23 protein-coding genes and 3 pseudogenes are annotated in these 25,911 nt (G+C 62.5%); 15 read left to right on the top strand and 11 right to left on the bottom strand.

Annotation, left to right across the window (positions count from 1 at the left end; genetic code table 11):
* The first annotated feature begins 278 nt into the window (after positions 1 to 278).
* Positions 279 to 536, top strand: a complete 258-nt coding sequence (locus AC1DKQ_RS20845; RefSeq protein ID WP_476920071.1) for a metal-sensitive transcriptional regulator — start codon at positions 279 to 281, stop codon at positions 534 to 536.
* 525 nt (positions 537 to 1,061) lie between these two features.
* Here the strand turns inward: AC1DKQ_RS20845 and AC1DKQ_RS20840 are convergent.
* The 3 genes and pseudogenes from AC1DKQ_RS20840 to AC1DKQ_RS20830 form a co-directional block, all read right to left on the bottom strand.
* Positions 1,062 to 1,519: pseudogene (locus AC1DKQ_RS20840) on the bottom strand (flavin reductase family protein).
* A 167-nt stretch (positions 1,520 to 1,686) separates the two neighbouring features.
* Complete coding sequence (nrdE, locus tag AC1DKQ_RS20835; protein ID WP_476920082.1) at positions 1,687 to 3,807, bottom strand: class 1b ribonucleoside-diphosphate reductase subunit alpha; 2,121 nt, start codon at positions 3,805 to 3,807, stop codon at positions 1,687 to 1,689.
* A 139-nt stretch (positions 3,808 to 3,946) separates the two neighbouring features.
* On the bottom strand, positions 3,947 to 5,014 hold the full coding sequence (locus AC1DKQ_RS20830; RefSeq protein WP_476920070.1) for an LLM class flavin-dependent oxidoreductase: 1,068 nt from the start codon (positions 5,012 to 5,014) through the stop codon (positions 3,947 to 3,949).
* Between the two features lie 96 nt (positions 5,015 to 5,110).
* On the opposite strand from AC1DKQ_RS20830, the gene AC1DKQ_RS20825 reads away from it, so the two are divergent.
* On the top strand, positions 5,111 to 5,701 hold the full coding sequence (locus tag AC1DKQ_RS20825; protein WP_476920069.1) for a CGNR zinc finger domain-containing protein: 591 nt from the start codon (positions 5,111 to 5,113) through the stop codon (positions 5,699 to 5,701).
* Positions 5,702 to 5,752: 51 nt separating this feature from the next.
* Here the strand turns inward: AC1DKQ_RS20825 and AC1DKQ_RS20820 are convergent, their stop codons facing one another.
* The 3 genes and pseudogenes from AC1DKQ_RS20820 to AC1DKQ_RS20810 form a co-directional block, all read right to left on the bottom strand.
* Entirely contained in the window at positions 5,753 to 5,911 is a 159-nt protein-coding gene (locus tag AC1DKQ_RS20820) for an AraC family transcriptional regulator (protein ID WP_476920068.1), read from the bottom strand.
* Between the two features lie 25 nt (positions 5,912 to 5,936).
* Positions 5,937 to 5,990 (bottom strand): annotated as a pseudogene (locus AC1DKQ_RS20815) (hypothetical protein); the annotation flags it as partial.
* Between the two features lie 337 nt (positions 5,991 to 6,327).
* Entirely contained in the window at positions 6,328 to 6,561 is a 234-nt protein-coding gene (locus AC1DKQ_RS20810; protein WP_476920067.1) for an Lsr2 dimerization domain-containing protein, read from the bottom strand.
* Positions 6,562 to 7,992: 1,431 nt separating this feature from the next.
* Here AC1DKQ_RS20810 and AC1DKQ_RS20805 point away from each other — a divergent pair.
* Both AC1DKQ_RS20805 and AC1DKQ_RS20800 read left to right on the top strand, forming a co-directional pair.
* A complete protein-coding gene (locus AC1DKQ_RS20805) occupies positions 7,993 to 8,652 on the top strand; it encodes a ParA family protein (RefSeq protein WP_476920066.1) in 660 nt (219 codons plus the stop codon).
* A gap of 254 nt (positions 8,653 to 8,906) precedes the next feature.
* Positions 8,907 to 9,200: a hypothetical protein gene (locus tag AC1DKQ_RS20800; protein ID WP_476920065.1), complete on the top strand. Its 294-nt coding sequence runs from the start codon at positions 8,907 to 8,909 to the stop codon at positions 9,198 to 9,200.
* Between the two features lie 140 nt (positions 9,201 to 9,340).
* On the opposite strand, the gene AC1DKQ_RS20795 is transcribed toward AC1DKQ_RS20800, so the two are convergent.
* The 5 genes from AC1DKQ_RS20795 to AC1DKQ_RS20775 all read right to left on the bottom strand — a co-directional run bounded on the left by AC1DKQ_RS20795 (position 9,341) and on the right by AC1DKQ_RS20775 (position 13,668).
* Positions 9,341 to 11,188: a MarR family transcriptional regulator gene (locus tag AC1DKQ_RS20795; RefSeq protein WP_476920064.1), complete on the bottom strand. Its 1,848-nt coding sequence runs from the start codon at positions 11,186 to 11,188 to the stop codon at positions 9,341 to 9,343.
* A gap of 160 nt (positions 11,189 to 11,348) precedes the next feature.
* Positions 11,349 to 11,585: a hypothetical protein gene (locus tag AC1DKQ_RS20790; protein ID WP_476920063.1), complete on the bottom strand. Its 237-nt coding sequence runs from the start codon at positions 11,583 to 11,585 to the stop codon at positions 11,349 to 11,351.
* A 434-nt stretch (positions 11,586 to 12,019) separates the two neighbouring features.
* Entirely contained in the window at positions 12,020 to 12,328 is a 309-nt protein-coding gene (locus AC1DKQ_RS20785) for a hypothetical protein (RefSeq protein ID WP_476920062.1), read from the bottom strand.
* Between the two features lie 12 nt (positions 12,329 to 12,340).
* On the bottom strand, positions 12,341 to 13,105 hold the full coding sequence (locus AC1DKQ_RS20780) for a hypothetical protein (RefSeq protein ID WP_476920061.1): 765 nt from the start codon (positions 13,103 to 13,105) through the stop codon (positions 12,341 to 12,343).
* A complete protein-coding gene (locus AC1DKQ_RS20775; RefSeq protein WP_476920060.1) occupies positions 13,102 to 13,668 on the bottom strand; it encodes a hypothetical protein in 567 nt (188 codons plus the stop codon). Before AC1DKQ_RS20775 ends, AC1DKQ_RS20780 begins: the two co-directional genes overlap by 4 nt.
* 380 nt (positions 13,669 to 14,048) lie before the next feature.
* On the opposite strand from AC1DKQ_RS20775, the gene AC1DKQ_RS20770 reads away from it, so the two are divergent.
* From AC1DKQ_RS20770 to AC1DKQ_RS20720, 11 genes and pseudogenes are all read left to right on the top strand, one after another.
* Entirely contained in the window at positions 14,049 to 15,116 is a 1,068-nt protein-coding gene (locus AC1DKQ_RS20770; RefSeq protein WP_476920059.1) for a CHAP domain-containing protein, read from the top strand.
* Positions 15,113 to 15,628 (top strand): hypothetical protein, encoded by a 516-nt coding sequence (locus AC1DKQ_RS20765; protein WP_476920058.1) that lies wholly within the window; start codon positions 15,113 to 15,115, stop codon positions 15,626 to 15,628. Before AC1DKQ_RS20770 ends, AC1DKQ_RS20765 begins: the two co-directional genes overlap by 4 nt.
* 41 nt (positions 15,629 to 15,669) lie before the next feature.
* Positions 15,670 to 17,108, top strand: a pseudogene (locus AC1DKQ_RS20760) (MinD/ParA family ATP-binding protein).
* Between the two features lie 34 nt (positions 17,109 to 17,142).
* Complete coding sequence (locus tag AC1DKQ_RS20755; RefSeq protein ID WP_476920057.1) at positions 17,143 to 17,757, top strand: DUF6668 family protein; 615 nt, start codon at positions 17,143 to 17,145, stop codon at positions 17,755 to 17,757.
* Between the two features lie 11 nt (positions 17,758 to 17,768).
* Complete coding sequence (locus AC1DKQ_RS20750) at positions 17,769 to 18,038, top strand: hypothetical protein (RefSeq protein WP_476920056.1); 270 nt, start codon at positions 17,769 to 17,771, stop codon at positions 18,036 to 18,038.
* 27 nt (positions 18,039 to 18,065) lie between these two features.
* A complete protein-coding gene (locus tag AC1DKQ_RS20745) occupies positions 18,066 to 18,809 on the top strand; it encodes a DUF8175 domain-containg protein (RefSeq protein ID WP_476920055.1) in 744 nt (247 codons plus the stop codon).
* Between the two features lies 1 nt (position 18,810).
* The gene (locus tag AC1DKQ_RS20740) at positions 18,811 to 20,127 is read left to right on the top strand and encodes a TrbL/VirB6 family protein (protein WP_476920054.1); all 1,317 of its coding nucleotides are present in this window, start codon (positions 18,811 to 18,813) and stop codon (positions 20,125 to 20,127) included.
* Positions 20,114 to 21,622, top strand: a complete 1,509-nt coding sequence (locus tag AC1DKQ_RS20735; RefSeq protein WP_476920053.1) for an SCO6880 family protein — start codon at positions 20,114 to 20,116, stop codon at positions 21,620 to 21,622. Before AC1DKQ_RS20740 ends, AC1DKQ_RS20735 begins: the two co-directional genes overlap by 14 nt.
* A complete protein-coding gene (locus AC1DKQ_RS20730) occupies positions 21,622 to 23,220 on the top strand; it encodes an ATP/GTP-binding protein (RefSeq protein ID WP_476920052.1) in 1,599 nt (532 codons plus the stop codon). The genes AC1DKQ_RS20735 and AC1DKQ_RS20730 overlap by 1 nt, the downstream gene beginning before the upstream one ends.
* Positions 23,217 to 24,986: a type IV secretory system conjugative DNA transfer family protein gene (locus AC1DKQ_RS20725; RefSeq protein WP_476920051.1), complete on the top strand. Its 1,770-nt coding sequence runs from the start codon at positions 23,217 to 23,219 to the stop codon at positions 24,984 to 24,986. Before AC1DKQ_RS20730 ends, AC1DKQ_RS20725 begins: the two co-directional genes overlap by 4 nt.
* Positions 24,987 to 24,997: 11 nt before the next feature.
* Positions 24,998 to 25,438: a DUF4913 domain-containing protein gene (locus AC1DKQ_RS20720; protein ID WP_476920050.1), complete on the top strand. Its 441-nt coding sequence runs from the start codon at positions 24,998 to 25,000 to the stop codon at positions 25,436 to 25,438.
* The last annotated feature ends 473 nt before the right edge of the window (positions 25,439 to 25,911 follow it).

Here is a 25,911-nt window from a genome sequence, read left to right as displayed (position 1 = left end):
GGATCGCAGAGGCAGCGTTCGCTGCGTGGCACATTGGCCATGACCTGCTTGACATGCTGCCCGCACCCGACCCAGGTGGCTTTCTGACATTTGCGACATTTGGTCACACGGCACATATGGCAACTCCTCGGTTCTCGGGGCAGTGAGGGCTCATTCGCCCCTCCGTTTTCGACTATGACACATACCCCTAGGGGTATTTATGGTCGCCGCTCCTGAACCACCAAGGAAACCCCTGGGGGTATACAATTGATGAAACCGACACCCGAGAGGGACTCACCATGGAACTTGAAGCGGACACCATGAAACCCGCCGTCAACAGGCTCAAGCGAGCCCAGGGCCAACTGAACGCGGTGATTCGCATGCTGGAGGAAGGCGGCGACTGCCGCGCGGTGGTCACCCAGCTTTCCGCCGCCTCCAAGGCCATTGACCGTGCCGGGTTCTCCATTATCGCCACAGGGCTCGAACAGTGCTTGAAAAGTGAGGACCCCACGGCCGACCTTGCCGACATGGAAAAGCTCTTCCTCTCACTTGCCTAGCCTCGGCTATCCAGCAGTCGCTTTCCCCGGACGCCAACCGCCGAACACCGGCAGGTTGGCAGCACCAACGCGCGAATCAGGCAGTGCGGCGATTCCACAACCGCCAAGGAAGTACTCCATGGCCGCCAAGCGGACCGTAACAACCAACACCGCTATCCACTAATTAGTAACCGCGCCCTGAGCGGCAACACCGAATGAACTTGCTTCATCCATCGGCCCAAAATGCAACAATAGAGGCTACAAAAAGGCCACTGAGAGCTGTGAAAAGCAGGCCATGTATCGTTGCAATTCACACCCCAGGACATCGCCCTCGCGTGCGTCATTGAGCACCCGGCGGATGGCAAGGATATTGCCTTTGCGGGTGTTGATCGGCAGGACTATACCGACCATTTTTAGCCCGGGGTCACCGAGTGAAGGGCCGAGCGCATGATGCCCAGGCGCCTCCGGGCATCACCGTCCGGAACGAAGAGGAACTGGACCAGTTACGCCGATGAATCGTCACGAGATAAGGCGAAAGGATGATGTTCAGGCAGGCCCTTGTCCACGGAAGCCGCCGAGCCTTCCGCCGTGGAAGACCATGGGCTCTCCTCCGAAAGCACTCATCCCGACGACGTCGGCGATGATCGGTAGGTGGTCTCCGCCGCCGAGTTCGCGGTTGATGGTGCAATGGATCCATCCCAGCGCTCCGTCAACCTGCGGGGTGCGCTGGGACGAAAGGCTCCAGTCGATCCGGTAAATTTGTCATCCTGCTTCCGGGACAAGGCTTCTGAAACATCTTTTTGCCCTTCCGCCAGCAGGCTGATGGTGAATTTCCCGGTACGGGAGATTTTTGGCCAACTCGACGAAGTTCGGTCAACGCTGAACGTGATGAGGGCAGGTTCGAGTGGAAGCGAGGCCAATGTTCCGACAATTAGTCCATGGGGTGTTCGTGTCTCTGCATCGAGGGAGGAGACGGCTGCGACGCCGGTGGGATGGTGTCGCATGACTTCGCGGTAGCGGTCGGGTTCGATCGCTTCGGCGCCGCTACTTCCCTTGGTCAGCAGGGTCATTGAACTTCTCCTTCAGTTGGTTGTCGCGGATATCGTTTCGCGAGGCATGGAACGCCAAGGAGCTTCATCGGCAACGCAGCAGCGCATGGAGCGCTGCTGCGTTATAGGACACAGGAAACGCAATTTTCCACCTCGGTCCCTTCGAGGGCCATTTGGCGCAGGCGGATGTAGTAGATGGTCTTGATGCCCTTCTTCCAGGCATAGATCTGGGCCTTGTTGATGTCACGTGTGGTGGCGGTGTCCTTGAAGAACAGTGTCAGGGACAGTCCTTGGTCCACGTGCTGCGTGGCGGCAGCATAGGTGTCGATGACCTTTTCGTAACCGATCTCGTACGCATCCTGGTAGAACTCCAGGTTGTCGTTGTCCAGATACGGGGCCGGGTAGTACACGCGGCCCAGCTTGCCTTCCTTGCGGATCTCGATCTTTGCCGCCACCGGGTGGATCGAGGAGGTCGAGTTGTTGATGTAGGAAATGGAACCGGTCGGCGGAACGGCCTGCAGGTTCTGGTTGTAGATGCCGTGCGCCATGACGGAAGCCTTCAGCGCACACCAGTCATCCTGCGTCGGGATCTCGATCCCGGCGAACAGCTCGCGCACACGTTCGGTGGACGGAACCCATTCGCCGTCGGTGTACTTGTCAAAGAACTCACCCGAGGCGTACTTCGAGTCGGCGAAGCCGTCGAAGGTTTGGTTCTTCTCGATGGCCAGCAGGTTTGAGGCGCGCAGCGTGTGGAACGCCACGGTATAGAAATAGATGTTGGTGAAGTCCAAGCCTTCTTCGGAACCGTAGTGGACGCGCTCACGGGCCAGGTAGCCGTGCAGGTTCATCTGGCCAAGGCCGATGGCGTGGCTGGTGGCGTTGCCTTGGGCAATCGACGGGACCGAGTTGCTATATGACATGTCTGAGACGGAAGTCAGCGCGCGGATCGCAGTCTCGATCGAAGCCCCGAGATCCTTGCCGTCCATTGCCTTGGCGATATTCATCGAACCGAGGTTGCAGGAGATGTCCTTGCCCACGGTGTCGTAGCTCAGGTCCTCGTTGTACTCCGACGGGGTCGAGACCTGGAGGATCTCCGAGCATAGGTTGCTCATCGAGATCTTGCCCTTGATCGGGTTGGCCCGGTTCACGGTGTCCTCGAACATGATGTACGGATATCCGGATTCGAACTGGATCTCGGCGAGGGTCTGGAAGAAATCGCGCGCGTTGATCTTGGTCTTCCTGATGCGCGCATCATCGACCATCTCGTAATACTTTTCGGTAACGTAAATGTCGCTGAACGGCACGCCATAGACCTTGTCGACGTCGTACGGGGAGAACAGGTACATGTCCTCATCGCGCTTGGCCAGCTCAAAGGTAATGTCGGGGATGACAACACCGAGCGAGAGTGTCTTGATGCGGATCTTCTCATCCGCGTTTTCGCGCTTGGTGTCAAGGAAACGCAGGATGTCGGGGTGATGGGCGTGCAGGTACACGGCACCTGCGCCCTGGCGGGCACCGAGCTGGTTCGCGTAGGAGAAGCTGTCCTCCAGAAGCTTCATCACGGGGATGACACCGGAGGACTGATTCTCGATCCGTTTAATCGGGGCACCCACTTCGCGGATATTGGTCAGAGAAAGTCCGACACCGCCGCCGCGCTTCGAGAGCTGCAGTGAAGAATTGATGCCACGGGCGATCGACTCCATATTGTCTTCAAAACGCAGCAGGAAGCAGGAGACCAGATCGCCGCGCTGAGCCTTACCGGCATTCAGGAACGTCGGGGTCGCCGGCTGAAAGCGTCCCTGGATGATCTCGCTGACCAGGGAAACGGCCATCGTTTCGTTCCCGCGGGCCAGGTGCAGGGCAACCATGCACACCCGGTCCTCGAAACCCTCCAGGTAACGATTGCCGTCAAGAGTCTTCAACGTGTAAGCAGTGTAGAACTTGAAGGCACCCAGGAACGTCTCAAAGCGGAACTTCTTCGCGTAGGCCCCGCGGTACAGCTCGCGGATAAAGTCCATCGAGTACTGATCCAGCGTTTCCCTCTCGTAGTACCCGTGCGCGACCAGGTACTCGAGCTTCTCGTCCAGACTGCTGAAGTGCTTCGTGTTGTTGTTCACGTGCTCCAAGAAATACTGTCGTGCCGCGGCACGATCAGCATCGAATTGGATGCGCCCGTCCGCCCCGTAAAGGTTCAACATGGCATTGAGCTCGTGATAGCCCAGTCTCTGCAGCGCTGCCGGCAGATCCCGGGCCGCGGCAGAGTCGCCGGAGAAGCCGTGCACTGGGGGTTCGCCGTCCTTGTACGGAGGCTTGATTGCTAGTTCCAAAGTTCTTCCCATCCCTCTTTTCTTCAACACCAATTCCGGCGATTCCCGCGCTGTCTTAGTTGGTGGGCATGCCGTAGTGGTCTGCGATCAGTTCCACCGTGCGTGCCTGGGCGCGGCGCGAATATCCCTGAACAACCAACATGACCTCGTCGACACCAGTTTGGGAATGAAGCCTCTCCAAGCCCGCTGCCACGTCGGCGGCGGTTCCATGAAGTGCCCGATCGGTGTATTCCTCAATCACCTGCCGCTCCTGGAAGGTGCCCTGGAAGGCTTCCACTTCCTCGGGAGGAAGCAAGGCGAAGGAGTTGCGCTGGAACATTCTCAACATGGCCATGGCGGTGGAAGCCGACTGGCGCCGCGCCTCGGTGGGATCCTCATCAGCAATCGCCCCAATGCTGACCAGGCTGTATGGCTCCGCGAGATACTGCGACGGGCGGAAGTTCTCGCGGTAGATCCGCATGGCAGTCAGGACGTCGGCGCTGCCAAACTGCAACGCGAAGGCGTACGGTCGACCGAGTCGGGCGGCGACCTGCGCGGAGTAGGGCGATGACCCCAGAATCCAGATATCGGCGCTGGTCTCCGATCGAGAGACCCGGTTCTGCTCGGCCTGCCACGGCCCCGGCACTGCCGACACATCCTTGTAGGGGTGATCTTGCGGGAAGTCGTTTTCCAGGAATCCCAGCAGTTCTGCGACTTGCTCGGGAAACGCTTCGTTCGCCGTGTGGTTGCGGCGCAGGGCCGCGGCGGTTGCTCCATCGGTGCCCGGAGCGCGTCCCAGACCGAGATCGATGCGTCCCGGGGCCAGCGCGTCGAGCATGCCCATTTGCTCGGCCACCACCAGAGGCACATGGTTAGGCAGCATGATCCCGCCGGCACCGAGCCTGATGCGCTCGGTCTCGCCGGTGAGCCGAGCCACCATGAGCTGCGGGGAAGGGATCGCAGCACCGGGCATGGCATGGTGTTCGGACATCCAGAATCGCTGGAACCCACGCCGATCGGCCAGCTGCGCGAGTGTGATCATCTCTTCGAAGGTTTCCTCAACCGAGTGGCCAACCCCAGTGAATGCATTGTCGAGTACCGACAGAACGAAGGGGGCTGTGCCAGAAACGCTTGACTTGATCATGAATTTCCTCACTTATAACGGAATAATGTTGATTTTGACGTGATAATCAACTGTAAAGGCTTATCACGCCAAAGTGCAACTGATACCGTGAGTACTATGACTCAGGTCCCACTACCTCCCGCCCCCGGCACTGCCGACCATCCATGCCTGGCGTTGGCCAACAGCGTCGTCACGCTCCCGGGCGGACATCGGGTCGATGAGCTCAACAACCCGGAAAACGCCACCGCATGGCTCGTTATGCACGAGCTCGCGCCCGCGGACACTGGGCTGCTGGCCTACTGCCAGCTTCAGCTCACGGACCTGAGAGAGAACCTCCGGCGAATTCTGGAGTCGCGCAGCGAAGGCGTCGCACCCGACCTTGGGACACTGGAAGGGATTAATCGGGCTCTGACGGCGGTGCCCAACGCTGCGTTGCTGCAATACGACCCCAACGAAGGGCTGCTCCGGGTTCCGAGCCATCCAATAACCCAGCTCGTCGATCACGCCATGGCGCACATCGCCGAGGATGCTGCCGCGTTGTTGACCGGTGCGGATGCCCATCGCATCGCGCGCTGCGCATCCGCACCGTGTGATCGGTTCATGGTTCGAACACATGCAAGGAGGCAGTGGTGCTCTGAACGCTGCGGCGCCAGACAGCGGGCCAACCGGGCCTATGCCCGGAAAACGGACAAGTCTCCCACCGAATGACCGGAGCCATTCCAGATTGATTCCGGGGCAGGCCTTGGCAGAAACCGGAGCCTAGCGGCTGGTGAAGCGGACCCGGTACGAGGTCGGCGTCGTGGCATAGGCCGCGATAAAGTTCTGGCGAAAGGTCACCCGGCTGCCAAAACCGCAGGACTCCGCAATGCGGGTAATACTCCAGCTTTGTGCTCTCCAGTAGTTGGCGTGCGTCGTCAAGCCTCCGCCCAAGCACCCAGCGCGCCGGGGAGAGCCCCGTGACTTCCTTGAACCTGCGCGTGAAATTTCGTTTGCTCATGGTGGCGTGCGCCGCCATCGCCTCAACCTCAAGGTCCTGGTCCAGGTTCGCCAGCGCCCACTGAATGGTCCGACCCAGCGGCCCGTCCAGATCGGGATCCTGCAACGGTCGGGCTATGTATTGGGCCGCGGGAATGTCGCCGAGCCGAGACTCCGCGATCAGGCTAGCGCACATACGTCGGGTCACCCGCATCAATTCAATGTATCGATTTTCGCGTTGGTACCTTCACTGCCCTTGGGCAGCATCGTAACCCTGTTTGATGACCTGGGTGATGGGTCCACGAGCGCTGGTGTTGCACTCCTTCTCCCCCTCCCATTTGCGGACCTTCTGAGTCTCCTCACGACTCAACGACAGGCCCGGTTGGCCCTGGGACCGGCCGGCCACGCAGTCGCCGGCCCTCGGCGGCGTACCGTTCCAACGTTCCGCGCACCTCAGCGGCGTTGCCAGCCGCGAGATCGATTTCGTAGTCGGTGCCCTCTATGAAGAACCGAACGATTTCCTGCGCATCCCCGGAAAGGTCATCGACCAACTGGACACGGATTTTTCGGGACGACAGGAGCCCTTCGCTCATGGTTCATGCTGCCGTCTCCCCCACGCCAACGCTAGCTTTACCCCCAACACTATTTCACCTCCAGCACCACCGAGACTGCAGACCAAACGCCAGATACTCAGCGGGTTCCCGGGCCGTAAGTGTCCGGCTGCCCCCTAGATCCTCTCGGCAGGGTGTCAAAAATGCCACGCCAGACCGCAACCTGTCTTGACTGGGGACAACCGCCTGACGTCCGGGCGAGGTATGCCCCAAGCGGACGGTACGGGAGTCGGCCATCAAACTTCCTTTCGAATTTACGTCCCAGTAGGGAACCGCAGCCCACCCTGGACTCCATCACCCCGGAAGTCACGAACTCCGGAAGTCTGTATGTACGTGAGTCACGGAGTCAGTGATTGCCACATCCACGCGCCCACCACACATCCCCGGCGGCCTAATACCGAGCCACGTGAGTCTGTCACTCTGTCAGATCCGGACTCACGGAACCGACAGACTCCGTACAAGCCGCGCCGGCAAACCCAGAACCGTCACCCGCCAGGAACACCCGCCCGGCAACCCGGCGAATCTGTTAGGCCGTGAGTCTGTTAGTCCGGGAGTCTGTAGACCCGCGGATCGCTCAACAGAGTCCCAGCAGCGAACCGCAGCCCACCCTGGACTCCATCACATCGGAACCCCGGAAGTCACGAACTCCGGAAGTCTGTATGTACGTGAGTCACGGAGTCAGTGATTGCCACATTCACGCGCCCACCASACAKCCCCGGCGGCCTAATACCGAACCACGTGAGTCTGTCACTCTGTCAGATCCGGACTCACGGAACCGACAGACTCCGTACAAGCCGCGCCGGCAAACCCAGAACCGTCACCCGCCAGGAACACCCGCCCGGCAACCCGGCGAATCTGTTAGGCCGTGAGTCTGTTAGTCCGTGAGTCTGTAGACCCGCGGATCGCTCAACAGAGTCCCAGCAGCGAACCGCAGCCCACCCTGGACTCCATCACATCGGAACCCCGGAAGTCACGAACTCCGGAAGTCTGTAGGTGTCAGCCACTTTAATCGACGCCGTGCCCAGTGCTGGCAGGGCGTGGCTGAAAGAGCTCGGTGGTCTCGAAATCAAGGGGGCGGATAGCTGTCGGGGGTGATTGATTGGCCTTGAACTGAATCGCGGGGGAGTGGACTCTTTAGCTGACCCGGACTCCTGGGGAGTCACAGAGTCACAGAGTCACAGAGTCACAGAGTCACAGAGCAACAAAGTCACTGACTCTGTGCGTCTACGGCGTTTCTTCCGACTAAAGGGGAGTGTGGCTGGTAATTTTGCCGTAGCGCTTGCCGGCGACTTGGATATAGATGTTCTCTGCCTTGGATCGAGCTGACCCATCTTCTCGGGTTGCGAAGCTTGGATGAGGTCCCAATCCGCCGTCGGTCCGAGTGCCATAGAAACCAAAATTAAGGAAGCACTCATGAGGGTCGTAGCTGTCGTCAACCAAAAAGGCGGCGCCGGGAAAACCACCACAGTGATGAATCTTGCCGCCGTTGCCGCCCAGAGCTCGAAAGTGCTTGTCGTCGACGCTGACCCGCAAGGGTCTGTAACGATGTGGGCGACCAACGCAGAGGAACTCCCTGAAAAGGAACAGCTGCAGTTCGACGTCGCGACTGAGACAGATCCGGAAGCGCTCACACAAATGCGCGGTCTCGACTACGACACGGTCTTCGTCGATACCCCCGGTAACTTGGAAAACATTCAGGTGCTCAAGGCCATCGTTAGCCAGTCGGACTTCATTGTGATGCCTACAGAAGCAACGCCTTTGGCCCTTCTGCCTCTCGTCTACACGTTCGAGAAGATAGTCCAGCCCTTCGGTCTGGACTACAGGGTTGTGATCACAAAAGCCGATTCGCGTTCCCCGCAGGATGCGCTGGATGCACAGGAGATGTTGCGAGAGCAGGGGATCCACGTATGCAATTCGTTTGTTCGAGCGTATAAGGCACACGAGCGGGCACCTATGTACGGAACGGTGGTTACTTCTTACGAGAAGACCCGCAACTCCGAGAAAGCAACTATGGATTACAAAGACGTCGCCTTGGAACTGTTTAGTCTCTGGGCGAAGACCAGGAAGGGCTGACCTCGATGGCGCTCAAAGGTGGATTCAAGAACTTTGCCAACCAGACCCGGGAGATCAAAGAAGCCCCTCCCATTGACCTAGATGGAGATGTGCCCGTCCTGCACATTGTCCATGAGGCCGCAGCATTGCATGATGGCTCAAAATCGCACTCGACAGTACAAGTTGCCACGCCTGCGCCGGCTCCTGAGCCTGGACGAACCGAGACAAATGGGGGAGTGGAGTCCGAGGTCGCGCCCCGACTCGAGAATGCCCTTTTGAAGCCCTCTTCGACCCAAGAGCTACAAGAGGTTAAGGGGCCCGTTGTTTCGAGCCATACCCACTACACAGATCTGGTCCGTAAGGAATTGCGGCTGCACGCAGACCAGGCGGATGAGCTGACGGTACTCGCTTCGAAGGTTCAACGTGCCCGCAGGGAAAAGGGGGAGCGGATCACCGACAACACCTTGATCCGCGTTGCCGTGGACCTGCTGCTGGAGCGACAGAAGGAGCTGGTGGGTTCTACGGAGGATGAGCTCCGCGTTGCCTTGGGCCTGGCCCCACGGGTCTAAAAAATATGCCCCGTCCCCAACAACCAGGAGGGCTGACTACTGGGGATCGGACCCAAATACCCTGTGAATACGTTATTCACAGACTGACAGAGTCTGTCACTACCGAACTGCCAGACTGACTGTTTTCGTTTTTGGTCCGATCACCCTGCTCTAGTGAAAGCCATGTCCGTGAGCGCCCACTCGTCGGGTGGACCCTCAAATGCATCCCACGGGTAGTCCTCGCCGGGGGAGAGGAGCTCGGCGACGGTGTTGACGTTCTTGGACAGCCATTCCTTCCACAGGATCCGTTCGATCCGGTAGCGCTGCAGCTGCGCTGCCACAGCTTCCATGACCCCGAAGTGCTCGGCGAGGTCTTTCAGTGACGTCGATGCCACCACCGACCAGGCCCGTGCGTGGTTCCGGGCGATCATGTTCCAAGCGGCCATCACCTCAAGCGCCTCACTGACAGCTGTCCTCGAGAGCCTGGTCAGCCTTACGATCTCGGATGTTGACAGGCCGGGGGAGTGCTCCAGTGCCTCATACACGAAGGCCGCCGGCAGTCCCAGTTCCCTGAAAACTGGCCGAAGTGCATTGATTTTCCCCTTCCGCCAAGTCAGGTCTTCAGCCGCCGTCTTCACCTCCTCCGGCACGGTCAGCATGTACAGGTCTCCCTTGGTACCGCGGCCCCGTTCAACGAGGGTCACCAACGGGTCCTTCTCGTTGCGCAGGGCTCTGAGGTGTGATCCGACCGTGGTGTGGTCGAGGCCGGTGGCCACCGCGATGGACCGGTCACCAAATTCAATGAACCTGGACGCCGTCATATGTGCTGCCTCCCCCAACGACCTCAGCACCATTCTCCTGGCCAGCCCGGTCCTTGAATCGGTGTAGGCATATTCCTTCAACCGCAGTGCATTTCGCCAGGTCCGGATGAACCGATGCTCCACATCGGGATTCGATGAAATCGGATTTCCCTGTATTACGGGGGGCTGTGTATTTGGCTGGCTTGTGGGGGATATACGGGCATTGTTCTTTCTGTCCCTGGACCCGGGGTTTTTGCTCAGATACATGACCGCATTCAGCCAGTCCCTGCGCAATGCCGGGACACGGTGGCGGGAGGCATAGCGGGCATAGAAAGAGGCCAGTCCGGGCCAGGTCCCCTGCAGCATCCGGCGTTCGACGTCGACGAGTTCCAGTCCGGCGGCCGCGGCTCCCGTGACAATGGCCTGTCGTGCATCCGAATCGGAGGCGTACCGGTTGGTGTCGTATAGCCCCGTCTGGGCCATCAGCTGCATGGTCCGGGACATCCGCCCGACTGGATGCTGGAGTCGGGGCGTCTCGGCGCTGGCGGGTGTGATCGTGCCTTCGAGACGGAGTGCCTTGACCGCGGCGATCTCCCCTGCAAGGTCGGCGTTCATGGCTGCCCAGACGGTGGCCGGGTTGGGCCGCCGGGCAACGTCGTAGGCCATGGACAGGCTCATGGCGAGTTCCTGGTGGCCGCCGCGCTTGTGCGGGGATCCGGGTATGCGCATGCAGCCATGCAGGAGGTTCTGGTGCGGGGTCTTGTCCAGGCTCCGGTACCTGGTGCCCAGCGCCTCGACAAGATCACGCGCTTCAGAAAAGGTGACCCGCTGCTCGAGCGGGATGTAGACGTGCCGGCCGCCGTTGGGGGAGTAATCCTCAATCCAGCGGGCACCGACCGAATGCAGCCACGTCTGGACGGCACGGACGTCGGCCTCGACCCAGTCAATACCGACGACGGACGAGTCAAAGTCAAGGAAAATCGCAGCGCAGGTGCCGTCCTTGCCAAAAATCCGGACCGCCGCAGGGAACGTGGGCAGGGTCCCTGTGAGGGTGCGCTCGTGCTTCTGCGGGTAGGATCTTCCGCCGTCGCGGGAAAGTCTGACGCGGGGCTGCCCGGCAAGTAGATGAGCTAAAGCGGCCCAGGCTTCGGCAGGACGGAATGATGCGTGCGGCGCGCCCGGACTCTGTGAGTCTGTGCATGCGCGCACCTCGTGGGGTACGATGATGCTATTCCTCTCAAGGGATAGGAAAATGCCCGGACCGTAAGGCCCGAGTTGATTCTCAAGGACTCTCTACCTCGTCGCCGGCAAGCAATAAAGGTAGTGAGTCAAATGCTTAGAAGGCCCGCCTCGTGCGGGCCTTCGTCATTTAAGAGGCGATGCGGCCAATGGGCAGCTCCTCCTGATATTTGTGGTGGTCGTGACGCTCCAGATCGACCTCAAGCTGCTTTGCTACAACCGAAGCCACGTAATCCGTGATCGTGACGCCCGCCGCTTCGGCCACCTGCGCGACCTGGTCGGCCATCTCTGCAGGCACACGAAAGCCAATGTACTTGCGGAGGCCCTTGCTTGGGCGCCCGCCTCCCCGATGTGCAACAGCAGTCATGTGTCATGTCCTTTGAATCTCGTACAGACTGTCTTCACCTGTACTGGCTTCAGTGCTGTAAATCGTTCGTAGCCCTCAACAGGTTTTAGTTACTGTTTTAGGTTTGCTCCGAACCTAGCATCCGCGGGACGGCGAGGAGCGGATTTGGTTACTGTAACAGCGCGGCGTGTCGCCTTCGTTACATTGGCATTGATTTTTTGGCAGATGGTTCACCAATGAGCCCTGCTACAGCCGCGACGGCGGCCACCCTCAATGACGCGGGTGTTTTCGGTGCAGCTGAATGGGCGCACGATTGGTCCGTCGCCATCATTTGCAAAGTCAGGCAGCATCGCTTGGCCTGCGTTTCGGGAAGTTGCGCGAATGGAGTAGCCATTGCTCCAATATCTCACAAACCATGAAAAATTGAAATTTGGTACTAATCCATTAAATCCTGCTCAGCGCTTCCAGGCCCACCGGACCATGGCGTCTACGGCCTCAGCGTCGTCAGAAGAGCTGCGGCCAGCGTTAAAAGCGCCCCGGAATAGGTCCCGGGTTGCCAAGAAGGACCTGAAGTACTGTCCACGGCGGTCGATTCGTCGAGCCTGCACGCCTAGGAATCTAGCTGCTTCCCGTCGATTCATTCCGGAGACGATGCAGATTTTCACGGCTTTGAAGATGACCCTGTAGGCAGCTTCGTCTTCGTTGTGGACCTTGGCGAGGACGCGTTTGACGGCCAGCCGGGCGTCTTGCGGCGTGGGGTTCATGAGGCAGCCTTTCTAGTCGATCAAGAGAGCCGAGCGAAGCTCGGTCTGCGCTGTGCGGTTCTTCCGGGCGTAGGCGAAGAGAGCCAGTCCTATTACCACGAAGGCCGTGGAGATGTAGGAAACAATCATGAAGAGGTAGGTGACGTTGCCGGTCGCGCTCAACTCGACCGGATAGGTGAAGGCGCGCATCAGAGACAGCGCAAAGCCGGCAGCAATAAGACCGGACGCGAGCCGGCCGACTCTCAGGGGATTCTTACGGGAGTCCTTGTAGGCGGGTTTGATGAGGGGCGCGACGATGTAGGCGACGTAGGCCAGCACGAGCCACGTGTTCAGGCGCACGCTCGGCTGCGCAGCGTAGTCCAGGAGCTGCGGGGACGGGTTCGGGGCGTCGGTCGCCAGAAGAGTCCCAAGCAGGCCCGTGGCGATGATTCCCAGCGTAGTCGCCCCTGGCACCCCGACAGTCCACCGGCGAGCGAACGGTGAGCCGTACGCAATGCTGAGGTGGCCGCCGAGGAACGCGACGGCGATGAGGGCAAAGTATTTGGATATCAGGTCCGTGCCATTGGTCAGCGGCATGAGCGATTCCATGCCCATGTAAACCGGGGGCAGCAGCAGCAGATAGGCCAGCGTCAGGAAAATACCCGAAAGGGCGATGCTGCTGGCTTTTCCCTGCAGTGCGTGCTGGTGTCCCAGCACGGGGGTATTGATGCGTTTGAATGTCAGGCTGCCCAAGAGAATGAGCATCAGGCTTACCGGGACGACGGTGAGCGGGTTCATCCCAGGAGTTCCGTCATTTTCTCCGCGTATGCGCGGGCTTCCATCCGCTGCTTCACACGCCTCTGCAGGAGATGAATGCGGGAAGAAATGGCCTCGACCAAAACATCGTCAGAAACTTCAAGCAGCTCATCCTCTCGTGCCCTGATCTGCCACCCTCCCTCGGCCGGCGTGATCAATTCAGTCACCACAAGGCCAGTCGCGTACGAGCCTCCACCGGCGCGGGACCCCGCGATAGCCAGATGGGGATTGAGCTTGTTCTCGGTGAGCTGTGTGGCGATATACGTAAGTGCCATGCCCGTGTCCTGGGACATCCTCTGGCGGATGTCTCCCGGGTCGATGGCGTCGATCCAGGCCCGGACAGAGCCATCATGGGGAAAAGCAATGAGGTCGATTCCCTTGCGGATCTCACGGGGATAGTGCTTTCGAGAGGTGCGAAACTGCAGCTCAGCCATCAGGTCTGCGTGGTGGATCTGACTCAGGACTTCTGCCGCGGAGGGCTCTATCGGCCGGGACTTAATGATCCTGTACGGGCTAAAAACGCTGAGCGCATCGATGACGTTCATTCCGGTAGCCCTGGCGATGGCAACCACCGTGGACTCGGCAACATTTCCGCGCCTGAGCTGATTGTTCAGAGTGCCCCGATTTATACCGGTCAACGCACTCAGCGCAGTCGGGGAAGGGCTGAGGGATCGCCCTTCCAGCCACTCCCGAAATTCGGCGGCTGAGACAGGCACGGACACTCCTTAGACAAGGCCATAGACAAGCGCGGATGATCAATACCTGCTAGGTTTGAACCAATAATTAAACAATTCCAGATAATTAAAAACTTGAACTAAACCAGCGTAGCTTCTGGAATCGAGTTTAGCCGGGGCCCGCCAACGAGACATGACCGGAAGGCCACGCAGCACAAAAACGCAGGGGGAAAGCGGTGAAGCCGTCCAAGATGCTCAGCACCAGTGCCGCCGTCGCAGCACCCGTGATGGTGCTCGGTCTGGTCTGCTCCCTGGACCTGCTGCTGGCCCCCGCGAAGCCTGCTGCGGCCGACTGCGGGCCGGCCGTTTCCGTCGTCATCGGCGGCAACACCAAGGTTGAGGGCTACACCCAGGAGCAGCTGAAGAACGCCGCTGCCATCATGGGCGCCGGCAAGACGCTGAGTCTTTCGGTCAACGGGCAGATGATCAGCGTGATGGTGGCCCTGGGGGAGTCGGGGTTGCGGGTGCTGGAGACCGGCAACGGTGCCGGGCCGGACTCGCGGGGGTTGTTCCAGCAGCGCGGCAACGGCGCGTGGGGCTCTTACGCGGACCGCATGGATCCCACCACGAGCGCGACGAACTTCATCAAGGCCCTGCAGGGCGTGCCCGGCTGGGAGCTGTTGGAACCGACCATTGCCGGCAACAGGGTCCAGCGCAACGCCGATCCCTACCACTACCAGAAGTACTGGCCCGAGGCCGTCAAACTCGTTCGGGCGCTCTCGAACTCAAAGTTCTCCCTGCAGGGCAGCGACTGCGCCATCCCCGGACAATCCGGCGCGGGGGATGACTACCCGTGGAAGAACTCCCCGACCTGGTTGCAGACCGGAGCGAACACGGCCAGCACGTCGCCGCTGGGCATGTACTACCGCGAGTGTGTGGACTTCGCCCTGTGGCGGGTGAACCAGCAGATGGGTTCAACCAGTGCACCGTTCAAGTTCCTCAACGGCTCCTTCCGCCCGGACGGGCAGGGCCTCGGTTCGGCCCTGACCTGGAAGGCCGGCTGGTACGCCAAGGGTTGGCCCACCGGCAGCACACCCCGGGTCGGCGCCGTTGTCTGGTACGCACCCGGCGCCGGGGGAGCGGACCCGAACTTCGGCCACGTCGCGGTGGTCAAGGAAGTCAAGGATGACGGGACCTACGTCGAAGAGGGCTACAACGGCAACCCGGCCCCGGCGGACCACAGCTACTACACCCGGACAGTGACCAACTCTGTCCCCTCAGCCTTCCTGTACCTGCCCACCCAAGAGGAGAAGAAGTGAAGAAGCCCTTGACCCTGCTCGCCGTGGCGCTGCTCTGCGTTTCCTGCGCACCGGTGGCGAACACGACGCCGGCACCGGCGGAATCAACCAGCCAACCCACAGCGTCCGCGCCGGTCTCACTGAGCGCCAACAGCGGACCCCAGGCGCCCGGTGGAACGGTCCCGGCCACGATCGGCATCACCTGGGATCAGACCAGCAAGGACCAGGCGGTGGACGTCGCGGGGAAGGCAATGGCGGACTTCGCCCGCCCCACGGTGGAGGAAAAGCAGTGGGCCAATGACCTGGCCCGCTGGCTGACCCCGCAGGCGACCGCTGACTTCTCGGCGGTGGACCCGTCCAACATCCCGGTCAGCCGCGTCACCGGCCCCGCCACCCTGAGCGTCGATGAAGCCAACGGCTTCGGCGTCATGGCAGCGGTCCCCACCAACGCCGGGACCTACACGGTGCAGCTGCTCCGCACCGGCAAGGACGCCCCGTGGAAGGTCAACCGGCTCACCCCGCCCTCGTCCTAAGCGCCGCACCTCTGAATCTCATACACGTAAGGAAGAAGCTCATGGGTACTACACCAACCGAGGTCATGGCCTTTCCCAACATCCGGGCCATCGTCCGCGACAACGGCACCGCCGAGGTCGTCGTCGCGGGCAACTCCCGCGTCGTCCCTGCCGGAGACTCCGTGCAGGAACTGCGCAACAACGCTTTGACCCTCATCGTGGGCGAAGCGCAGACGCTGCAGCGCCCCGTCCGGGTCCGCATCGAGGACCCCGAAGGACACGGCGAACTCATCGTCCACCCGGACAACAAGATCGAATCCGTCTCCTACGATCCCGCTCCGGCCCGCCGCCGGGCAGAAGCCCCCGAAACCACGCCCACAACCGTAGCGCCGGCCGTCATTGATACCGTCCCGCGGCCGCTCCCGCAGAGTCGACGCCAGCTCCTGCCCCTGCAACACCGGTGGACGCCCAGCCGTGGCCGCCCGCCCCCGCGACGGCCACCCCGGAACCGCAGACTGCTGCCGTTGTTGATGAAGCCGCGCCCACTCGGCGCAGCCTGAAGGAAACTTCATTTCTGGTCAGCGCCCCGGTGCTGGAACCGGCCACCCAGGGCTGGCGCGGAACACTCACGCGCCTGGGACTCCGGATGGACCCCTCGGAGAAAGAACTCACCGAACGCGAGGATATCCGCACGGTAAGCCAGCACTGGCCCGGTCCCCGGACCATTGCCGTGGTGAACCGCAAGGGCGGGGCGAACAAGACCCCCACCGTGGTGATGCTCTCGGCCATCCTTGCCCGCTACAGCGGGGCCGCCACGGTCGCGTGGGACAACAACGAATCCCAGGGCACCCTCGGGTGGCGGACGGAAAAGGGCTCCCACGACCGGAGCGTCCTGGACCTGATCGACGCCTCCACCGAACTGCTTTCCCCGTCCACGAACGCGGCCGAAATCGCCAAGTTCGTCCACCACCAGACCGCCGACAAGTTCGACGTCCTGCGCTCGGATGAAAACGAGGAAGGCGACCACGAAGTGACCGCCGAGGAAGTCGACATCGCCCACCAGGTCCTCACCCGCTATTACCGGCTGGTGGTCATGGATTCGGGCAACACCGCCCGGGCCGCGAACTGGCGTCGGATGATCGACCACACCAACCAGCTCGTCGTCCCCGTGACCGCCATCGAGGACCGGGCCGAAGCCGCCCGGCTGACGCTGCAGACGCTGGAATCCCGGGGAGGGCACGACGCGGAACTGGCACGGGGCGCCGTCGTCATCGTCTCCGAATCCACCGACGCCAAGCGCAGCATGAGCGGGGACGCCCTGAATCGGGCCAGGGACGAGGCCCGACGGATCGCTGACGGCTTCGCACCGTTCGTCCGCGCCGTTGTCCGGATTCCTTACGATCCGGCCCTGGTAAACGGACCCATCCGCTATGAAGCCCTCCAGCCCGCAACCCAGCGGGCATGGCTGGCGGCCGCGGCCGCCGTCGCCACCGGCTTCTAAGCCACCCACCAACGGACTTTGAAAGGAGGCAATCGTGCAACAGACATTGAACCCCTGGATCACCAGCCCGGCCCCCGCCGACGGCGCGGACACGGTGTCCTCTTATGCGTATGAGCCGCCGGCGGCAGTGATTAGTGCGCCGCTGAGGGGAGTGGTTGAACCGGACGCCGCAGACCGTCTGGCCCGCCGCACGGTCTCAGGTTCTGCAGCGCTGTGGGTCACCGGCGCCCACGGGGGATCCGGTGAAAGCCGCATCGCTGACCTTCTCGAAGGGGCGCGCGTCACCGACCACTGCTGGCCTGTCCTCCAGGACGGCAACAAGCCTCGGGTGCTGCTGGTCTGCCGTGCAGATATGCGCGGGCTGACAGCTGCACAGAGCGCACTGACGCAGTGGGCATCAGGCGCGGCGCCGGAGCTTAATCTGCTCGGCCTCGCCGTCCTCGCGGACGCACCGGGGAAGACTCCCAAACCCTTGCGGGACTTCGCCGCCATCGTCGGCGGGGGAGCGCCCCGGCTCTGGACCGTGCCCTGGGTCGAGGCCTGGCGGCACGGGGACGCCACAACACCGCCGTCGGGCCGCGAATACGAACGCTTCATCACTGACTTGGCCGCCCTGGCTACCGACACCACACCCGGCACCACCAACTGAAAGGTCTCACCATGAACCCCTTCGCTGCACTTGACGGAAGCGTTATCCCCAACCCCACCCCGGTCGTCCCGGCACAGGCAGGTGGCCTGCTCACGATCCTGAACTGGGCCTCCGGCATCGGCCTGGTCCTCGGCGTCCTGGGCGTCATCATCGTCGGCATCGGCATGGTCATCCAGCTCCAGCGCGGCGAAGGAGCCCAAGCCATCGGCAAGCTCGGCTGGGTCCTGATGGGCTGCATCATCATCACCGGCGCCTCCGGCATCGTCCGCGCCTTCGTCTAAACCAGCACCAACAACGGGAGGTTCACCATGAGCCAGTCAACAGAGAGCACCACCGAAAGCAATCCGTTCACCAAACCCGGTTTCATCATTGCTGCCGCGCTGGTGGTCGCGCTGATTGCAGCAGCCGTCGTCATCTTCCTGCTCCCCAAAGGACAGGACAACGCCCAGGCTGCGCCGGGCACAGCAGTGTCCGCTAACCCGGCCACAGTCAGCCCCAGCGCCACGACAGATGCAGGCAAAAGCGTCTGCGGACTGCCCTCAAGCACGGAAACAGCACTGGGAGCAGCGCCCAAATCCAAATGGGACTTGCTCGGAACCATGGCCGTTCCCAGCGATCCATCAACGGCCGGCCCTGGCACTGTGGGAAAGGACGGTTTGAGGTCGTGCTTTGCTCATTCCCCCACAGGAGCCCTGTACGCAACGGTAAACATCTGGGCAGCGTCGTTTAACGGCTATGCAAAACAGGTATACCTCCAGCTTGCAGCTGATAGCCCTTCGCGGGACAAAGCAGTACAGGCCGTAAAAGAAGGGAAGGCCGTCGGCGGAACCTCACCGAAGGTTCAGATCGCCGGGTTCATCATCCATTCGTATACGCCCGGAACTGCCGTCGTGGAACTGGCCATCAAGAGTGCCGATGGAGGATACGGTGCTTTTTCGACGTCGATGCTTTGGGAGGACGGCGACTGGAAACTCGATATCCCCGCCGCTGGCGGAGGCGCAGTGCGCCAGATCAGTGACCTGAGTTCGTTCGTCCCCTGGGCCGGCGTCTGACATGGCTGACAAGGCATGTGAAGTCTGGGACGTGGCCTGCTGGGGCGCACAGGGTGCCGGCAATGTCGCAGCGGGAATCGCAGACGACGCCATCACCAACCTTGCCAAGGCCATCATGGAGGGCATGAGCCAGATGGTGACAACACTGTCTACCTCCTGGGTGTCCATGCCCACGGTGAATTTGGCCAGCGCCGACGGTGCGACGCCGAGTCCCGTCGTCTCCGTGGTGAACAGCGAATTGATGGTCTGGACTCTGACGCTGGCGGTCCTCGCGGTCATTCTCGGTGGCATCCGGATGATCTGGGAACAACGCGGAGCACCGCTGAAGGATCTGCTCCGGTCCCTGATCACGCTGGGTTTGGTCACGGGCCTTGGCCTAGGGGTCATCTCGATCCTGGTGATCGCCGCGGATGCTTTCTCGGCCGAGATCATCAAGCGTTCCACGGACGGTAAGGGCTTTGCCGAGTCGATGAATATTCTCGTGCTGGCCAATCAATCGGGTGTCGGGGTGTTTATCCTCATCATCCTGAGTCTGATCGGGCTGATTGCTTCCCTCGTCCAGATCGTTCTGATGGTGGTCCGCAGCGGCATGTTGGTGATCCTGGCTGGCATCCTGCCCACCACCGCGGCTTTCACCAACACCGAGATGGGGAGGCAGTGGTTCCAGAAAGCAGTTGGCTGGACCATCGCGTTCATCCTCTACAAACCTGCCGCAGCCATCGTCTACTCGGTCGCATTCCTGCTCATGGGGGACAACAGCGGGAAGGACGGCCTGATCGGGTCCATCACGGGTTTCACGCTGATGATCGTCGCTCTGTTCGCTTTGCCGGCGCTGATGCGCTTCGTGACGCCGATGGTCGGGGCCGTCGCCTCCGGCGGGGGAGCGGGCGCAGGAGCCGCCGTGGGGGCCATGGCCACAGGCGCCGTATCCATGGGCCGCAGCGGCAGCGGTAAAGGCAATGCCGCCCCGACCCCGGCCAGTACACAAACCAACCAGTCAGGTGCATCTCCGAAGGGCAGCACCGGAACAACCGGACCCAGGGGCAATGGCGGCCAGCCGACACCCGGGGCGACCGGTCCGGGCGGGGCCACCAGCGCCGCCACAGCCGGCGCGTCAGGCACCACCTCGGCCGGAGCAGGAGCAGCCGCAGGCAGCGCAGGCGCCGCCTCGGGTGCGGCGAAGGCCGCCGGCCCGGCTGGCATGGCCGTCGCCGCAGGAGCACAAGCAGCGTCCAGGGTTTCTCAGGCCGCACACCAGACCGCGCAGGATTCAACCGGCCAATCAGAAACAGCGGAGGGCCCCAGTGGCAGCCATTAATACCGAATACAAGGAACCGTCCTACGGCAACTGGCGCGTCCCGCGTTCTGCCGGGCTGGGCAACCTCGGCGCTATCGGCACCGGCATTGTCATGGCTGGGTTGTTGGCCGGGATCATCACCTTCGCGTTTCTTGGCCTGTTCCCGGGCCTTGCTGTCCTGGCCGTGGCCGGGGCCAGCGCCCTGTTGCTGACGGTCAAGGACAAGCACGGCCAGTCCGTTGTTGACCGTTTCGGAACACGGATGAGCTTCCGGCTCGCCAGGTCCTCCGGGACGAATCTCTACCGTTCCGGCCCGCTCGGGGTGACGGCCTGGGGCATGTATCAGCTGCCCGGCCTTGCCGCGAAGTCGACCCTGTACGAATTCACCGACTCCTACAAGCGTCCGTTCGCGCTGCTGCATGTGCCGGCCACCAGCCACTACACCGTGATTTTCTCTACCGAACCCGACGGTGCGTCCCTGGTGGACCCGGAGCAGGTCGATGCGTGGGTGGCGAACTGGGGCGGCTGGCTCGCCGGCCTCGGGGACGAAGCGGGCCTGGACGCCGCCGCCGTGACGGTCGAGACCGCCCCGGACTCCGGCTACCGGCTCCGCAATGAGGTCATGATGAACGTCGACCCGAACGCCCCGGATTTTGCCAAGAGCGTGCTCAACGAGGTCGTGCAGACGTACCCGGAAGGTTCGGCCACGGTCCGGGCCTGGGTGTCCCTGTCGTTTAACGCCTCCCTGCGGGCGGGATCGAAGAAGCGCGCACCTGAAGATGTGGCCCGTGACCTCGCGTCCCGGATCCCCGGTCTGTCGGCCAGGCTGCAGTCCACCGGTGCCGGGATTGCCCGTCCGATGTCCGCGCAGGAACTCTGCGAGGTCGTCCGGATCGCCTACGATCCTCCCGCGGCCCTGATCATTGATCAAGCGCACGCCGCCGGGTCCGCGGTGTCCCTGACCTGGGGTGAGGTCGGGCCGTCCGCGACGCAGGCCAGCTGGGATGACTACCGGCATGACAGCGCGTTCTCCGTTTCTTGGACCATGACCGGTGCCCCGCGGGGATCGGTAAACTCCTCGGTCCTGTCCCGGCTGCTGGCGCCGCACGGGGACATTGACCGGAAGCGGATCTCGCTGCTGTACCGCCCGATGGATTCGGCCCGGGCCGCGGCCGTGGTGGAGCGGGACCAGAACAACGCCAACGTCCGCATCACCTCCGGTACCCGGCCCTCCGCCCGTGCCCTGGTCGATGCCCGCTCCGCCGTGCAGACCGCGCAGGAGGAAGCCCAGGGCGCCGGCCTGGTGAACTTCGGCATGGTCGTCACGGCCACCGTGACCGACAAGGACCGCCTCCCCGATGCTGTCGCCGCCGTGGAACAGACCTCCGGCACTGCCCGGGTGCTGCTGCGCCGGGCCTACGGCGCGCAGGACACCGCGTTCGCGGCGTCCCTGCCACTGGGTCTGGTCCTTCCCAAGCACAGCCTGGTGCCGTCCGAGATTAAGGATGCCCTGTAATGGCCCGCATGAAGCTCTTCACCCGCCCCGCCAAGCAGGCTGCAGCCCCGGTCCAGGCTGCACCGAAGAAGAAGGCTGAAAAAGATCAGCGTCAGGCCGGGCCGTCTGCCCGGGGCTGGACCGGACGCGGCGGCGGCGTGGCCCAGCTCGTGCCGTCGGTGAAGGAATACCGGGGAACCACGGTCCAGGTCTGCGGGCTGTGGCCGTTTTCCTCCGGGGCGTCCTCGCCCATGATCGGTGTCCCGCTTGGCCGCCATGAGGAAACCCAGGCCACGGTCTGCTGTGACCCGATCAGCTGGTTCCAGCGGGCACGGCTGATTTCCAACCCGTCCGCGTTCATCCTGGGCAAACCGGGGCTGGGAAAGTCCACCGTGGTGCGCCGGATGTTCATCGGACTCTCCGCGCAGGGTGTTCACCCCCTGATCCTCGGGGACTTGAAAGGCGAGCACGTCAAAGCGGTCCAGGCACTCGGCGGGCAGGTCATTAGGCTCGGCCGGGGAGTGGGCTACCTGAACATCCTCGATCCCGGCCACGCCGTCGAAGCGGCGCAGCTGCTCGAAGACAGCGGCCACCACGAGGACGCCGCCCGGGTCCGCGCCGACGCGCACGGCCGCCGCCTGACCATGGTCGTCTCCCTGATCACGATCAGCCGGAACAACCCGCCCACCGATCAGGAACAGACCATCCTGGACCGGGCCCTGCGCGTCCTCGATGACCGGTTCGGCGGTGTCCCCGTCCTCAAAGACCTGCTGGACGTGATCATCTCCGCACCGGACGAGCTGCGGCAGGTTGCCTTGGACCGCGGCGACATGGCCGTCTACCTGCAGGAAATCCGGGCACTGGAAGCAACCCTGCTGGGCCTGACCGGTGGCGGGAAGCTGGGAGAAATCTTCTCCCGACACACCACCAACCCCATGATGCGCGACCGCGCCGTGGTCTTCGATGTCTCCAGCATTGACGAGACCGAAACCGACCTCCAGGCCGCCATTTTGCTCGCGTGCTGGTCCTACGGTTTCAGCACCGTCAACGTCGCCAACGCCCTCGCGGACGCCGGCCTGGAACCGCGCCGGAACTACTTCGTGGTCCTGGACGAGCTGTGGCGGGCGCTGCGCGCCGGTAAAGGCATGGTGGACCGGGTGGACGCCCTGACCCGGCTGAACCGCTCCGTCGGTGTCGGGCAGATCATGATTTCCCACACCATGTCCGACCTGCTCGCATTGCCGGCGGAAGAGGACCGGATGAAAGCCCGCGGATTCGTCGAACGCTCCGGCATGGTGATCTGCGGCGGCCTCCCCGCCTCAGAGATGCCCTTGCTGACCTCGGCCATTCCGCTCTCCCGCCAGGAGCAGCAGAAGCTCATCTCCTGGCAGGACCCGCCCGCCTGGGACTCACGAGGGCTCGACGTCGAACCTCCCGGACGGGGAAAGTTCCTGATCAAGGTCGGCGGCCGGCCCGGGATCCCGGTCCTGGTGGGCTTAACGTCCTTGGAGCAAGGCCCGGACGGAGTCAACGACACCGAGGCTAAGTGGAGAGAGATCCCGGAAACACTCCTCGAGCCACTGACCCCTGACGTCCCGGCTGAGGGAGGCACGCTGTGAGCGCACCGAACCGGAAAGGAATGGGCCTCGGCGATGCCCTGCTCATCTGGCTGGCCATCGGCTTCATCGTCGTCTTCGGCGGCGGGACCTACGCGGCCGCCCACCTCGGGTCCTGGATGGCCGGCATCAAAGCACCGCCCGCACACCCGATTGATCTGATCGCCGGGCTGGTCAAGGGTCGGGTGCCGTGGCCCGTCCAGTCCACGGTCGCGGCCGCCCTCATGGCGGGCGTGGTCCTGGTCCTGACCATCGTCGTGCTCGTGGCCTGGAAGAAGGGTGCATCCAAACGGGCCCGGGTCGACAAAGCCGCCCGGTACCTGGGGCGGGGTAAATCCCTGGCTGCGTTCTCCGAGAAGGGCGCGAAGGCCACGGCCGAGCGGCTGGGCGTGACAGGCACGCCAGGCATCGTGGTGGGCAAGGTCGTCTCCACCAGCCAGACATTAGTTCAGTCCTGGGAAGACCTCAGCCTCGACATCTGGGGACCCCGGACCGGTAAGTCCACCTCCCGGGTCATGCCGGCCATCCTGGACGCACCCGGTGCCGTTGTCTCGACCTCGAACAAGCGCGACGTCGTGGACGGCACCCGCGGCGTCCGCGAACTCACGGCCCCAGTATGGGTGTTCGATCCGCAGAAGATCGCCCAGGAGGAACCGGACTGGTGGTGGAACCCGCTCTCCTACGTCACGGACGAAGAGAAGGCCAACAAACTCACCCAGCACTTCGCCGTCGGCTCCCGGGTCCCCGGGTCCAAACCGGATGCCTACTTCGACCCGAAAGCCGAGGATATCCTCTCCTCGTATTTCCTCGCGGCCGCGCTCGGTGGGCTGCCCATCACGCAGGTCTATCTGTGGGTGACGGAGCAGGTCAGCCGGGAGCCCATTGAGATCCTTCGAGGGCATGACTACGAGCTGCAGTACAAGGGCCTGGAGTCCACGCTGAAGCTGGCCGATAAGCAGCGCGACGGGATCTTCGGCACGGCCGAGAAGATGATTCAGTGCCTCAAGAGCCGGAACACGCTGCGCTGGGTCGCCCCGACAGGCGGCGCGACGGTGGCCAAGGATGCCCGCCGGCAGTTCAACCCTCACGCGTTCGCGGCCTCGCAGGAGACGATCTACATCCTCTCCAAGGAAGGGGCCGGCTCCGCCGCACCTCTCACTACAGCGTTGACCGTGGCCATCGCCGAGGCCATGGAGGAACGCGCCGAACGCAGCGGCGGCCGCCTGCCCAAACCGGCACTGTTCGCCCTGGATGAGCTGGCCAACGTCGTCCGCTGGGCCGCCCTGCCGGACCAGTTCAGCCACTACGGCTCCAAAGGCCTGATCGTCATGGGCATCCTGCAGTCCTGGTCACAAGGCGTCGAACTGTGGGGCGAGGCGAACATGCGGAAAATCTGGTCCGCGGCGAACGTCAAGGTCTACGGCGGCGGCGTCGCCGAAGAAGGCTTCCTCCGCGCACTCTCGGACCTCATCGGGGACTACAGCTACACCAACGTCTCCATCTCCTCCGGAAAATCAGGCTCCAGCCGCTCCCGGCAGGAAGGCAAGGAACGCATCTTCGACGTCTCCAACCTCGCCGAACTGGACCGCGGCCGCGCCGTTGTCCTCGCCTCCGGCGCACCGGCCACCCTCGTCCGGACCATGCCCTGGTACACCGGCCCACACAAGGACACCGTGGAGGCATCCATCAAAAAGTACAGCCCCCGGCCGGAACAAGAAGAAGCGCCGCTCGCTGCAGCAGCTGCCGCCAATCCCTGGGTCACCCGGTAGGAGGTTCTGGAATGACCATCGACATCGGCCGATTCAGCGAAGCGCCCGGCACCAGCACAGAAGAGCCCGCCAGCACGGCGGGGGAGGAGCAGAAGCCACCGGAACTGGTCTACGGCTCAGCCGAAGAGTTCCTGCACGAACAGCTCCTGCCCACCTACGTCCGCGACGTCGACGGCCGCGCAGCAAAATGGTGCATCGAATGGTACTTCCACCCCGAAGCAGTCTCCCGGATAGAAGCGCTGTGGCGGGCCTGGGAACACCTCAGGCTGGACGGGGCCACCGGTACCAGCGTGTGGTTCAAAGACCACGCAGACCACCACATGAGCGTGCTCCTCGACCCGCGGGGACCGTTCTACAAATGCGACATGCAAAAGCACCGCGACCCCGAACACCTAGAGCCAAAAAAGGCCCCGAACGGCTGGTTCCCCGACGTGCGATGCCAGGAGAGGTAGCTCCGGGCAGAACTAGGCGACTCTAAGCTGTCCACGGTTGGAGTCAAGCAGGGTTATCCACGGCTGGAAATCGGGAGCCATTGGGGAGCTCCCTCAGCAGCAGTAGCGGTGGATAACCCATCAGGATCGTTCCCGGCTGTGGGCAGCGGGCCCTGCCCTCACCCCAAACACCCGCAATTGCGCAACAGGCTGTTGCGCAATTGCCGAATACCTCAGCGTGGCCGGCTGTCAGGTTTAAACCCAAGACAGTTCGGCGGACACGTCCAGGAACTGCTTTTCGGACCCTATTCTGACGAGCATTTCACGCCCGACGATGTCAGGTTGGGGGTGTTCCCTAACTGGACGTAAAGCGGCTGGTGGGGCAGGTTAGGGCAACATGACCCCGTTCCCTGCGGTGCCGTTCGCCACAACTTTGATCAGGCTGGTCCTACCGCGTTCTCAGCTGGATCGAGTAGTTCGAAATTGAATATGCA

Source organism: Arthrobacter sp. 05L421, from assembly GCF_056397785.1.
This window is presented reverse-complemented; position numbering and strand designations above follow the sequence as displayed.

Bases quoted from the DNA above. Each gene is read 5' to 3' on its own strand.
- AC1DKQ_RS20845 (WP_476920071.1), top strand. From the start codon at position 279: ATGGAACTTGAAGCGGACACCATGAAACCCGCCGTCAACAGGCTCAAG.
- AC1DKQ_RS20830 (WP_476920070.1), bottom strand. From the start codon at position 5,014: ATGATCAAGTCAAGCGTTTCTGGCACAGCCCCCTTCGTTCTGTCGGTA.
- AC1DKQ_RS20825 (WP_476920069.1), top strand. From the start codon at position 5,111: ATGACTCAGGTCCCACTACCTCCCGCCCCCGGCACTGCCGACCATCCA.
- AC1DKQ_RS20810 (WP_476920067.1), bottom strand. From the start codon at position 6,561: ATGAGCGAAGGGCTCCTGTCGTCCCGAAAAATCCGTGTCCAGTTGGTC.
- AC1DKQ_RS20805 (WP_476920066.1), top strand. From the start codon at position 7,993: ATGAGGGTCGTAGCTGTCGTCAACCAAAAAGGCGGCGCCGGGAAAACC.
- AC1DKQ_RS20790 (WP_476920063.1), bottom strand. From the start codon at position 11,585: ATGACTGCTGTTGCACATCGGGGAGGCGGGCGCCCAAGCAAGGGCCTC.
- AC1DKQ_RS20785 (WP_476920062.1), bottom strand. From the start codon at position 12,328: ATGAACCCCACGCCGCAAGACGCCCGGCTGGCCGTCAAACGCGTCCTC.
- AC1DKQ_RS20780 (WP_476920061.1), bottom strand. From the start codon at position 13,105: ATGAACCCGCTCACCGTCGTCCCGGTAAGCCTGATGCTCATTCTCTTG.
- AC1DKQ_RS20775 (WP_476920060.1), bottom strand. From the start codon at position 13,668: ATGAACGTCATCGATGCGCTCAGCGTTTTTAGCCCGTACAGGATCATT.
- AC1DKQ_RS20770 (WP_476920059.1), top strand. From the start codon at position 14,049: ATGCTCAGCACCAGTGCCGCCGTCGCAGCACCCGTGATGGTGCTCGGT.
- AC1DKQ_RS20750 (WP_476920056.1), top strand. From the start codon at position 17,769: ATGAACCCCTTCGCTGCACTTGACGGAAGCGTTATCCCCAACCCCACC.
- AC1DKQ_RS20745 (WP_476920055.1), top strand. From the start codon at position 18,066: ATGAGCCAGTCAACAGAGAGCACCACCGAAAGCAATCCGTTCACCAAA.
- AC1DKQ_RS20740 (WP_476920054.1), top strand. From the start codon at position 18,811: ATGGCTGACAAGGCATGTGAAGTCTGGGACGTGGCCTGCTGGGGCGCA.
- AC1DKQ_RS20730 (WP_476920052.1), top strand. From the start codon at position 21,622: ATGGCCCGCATGAAGCTCTTCACCCGCCCCGCCAAGCAGGCTGCAGCC.
- AC1DKQ_RS20720 (WP_476920050.1), top strand. From the start codon at position 24,998: ATGACCATCGACATCGGCCGATTCAGCGAAGCGCCCGGCACCAGCACA.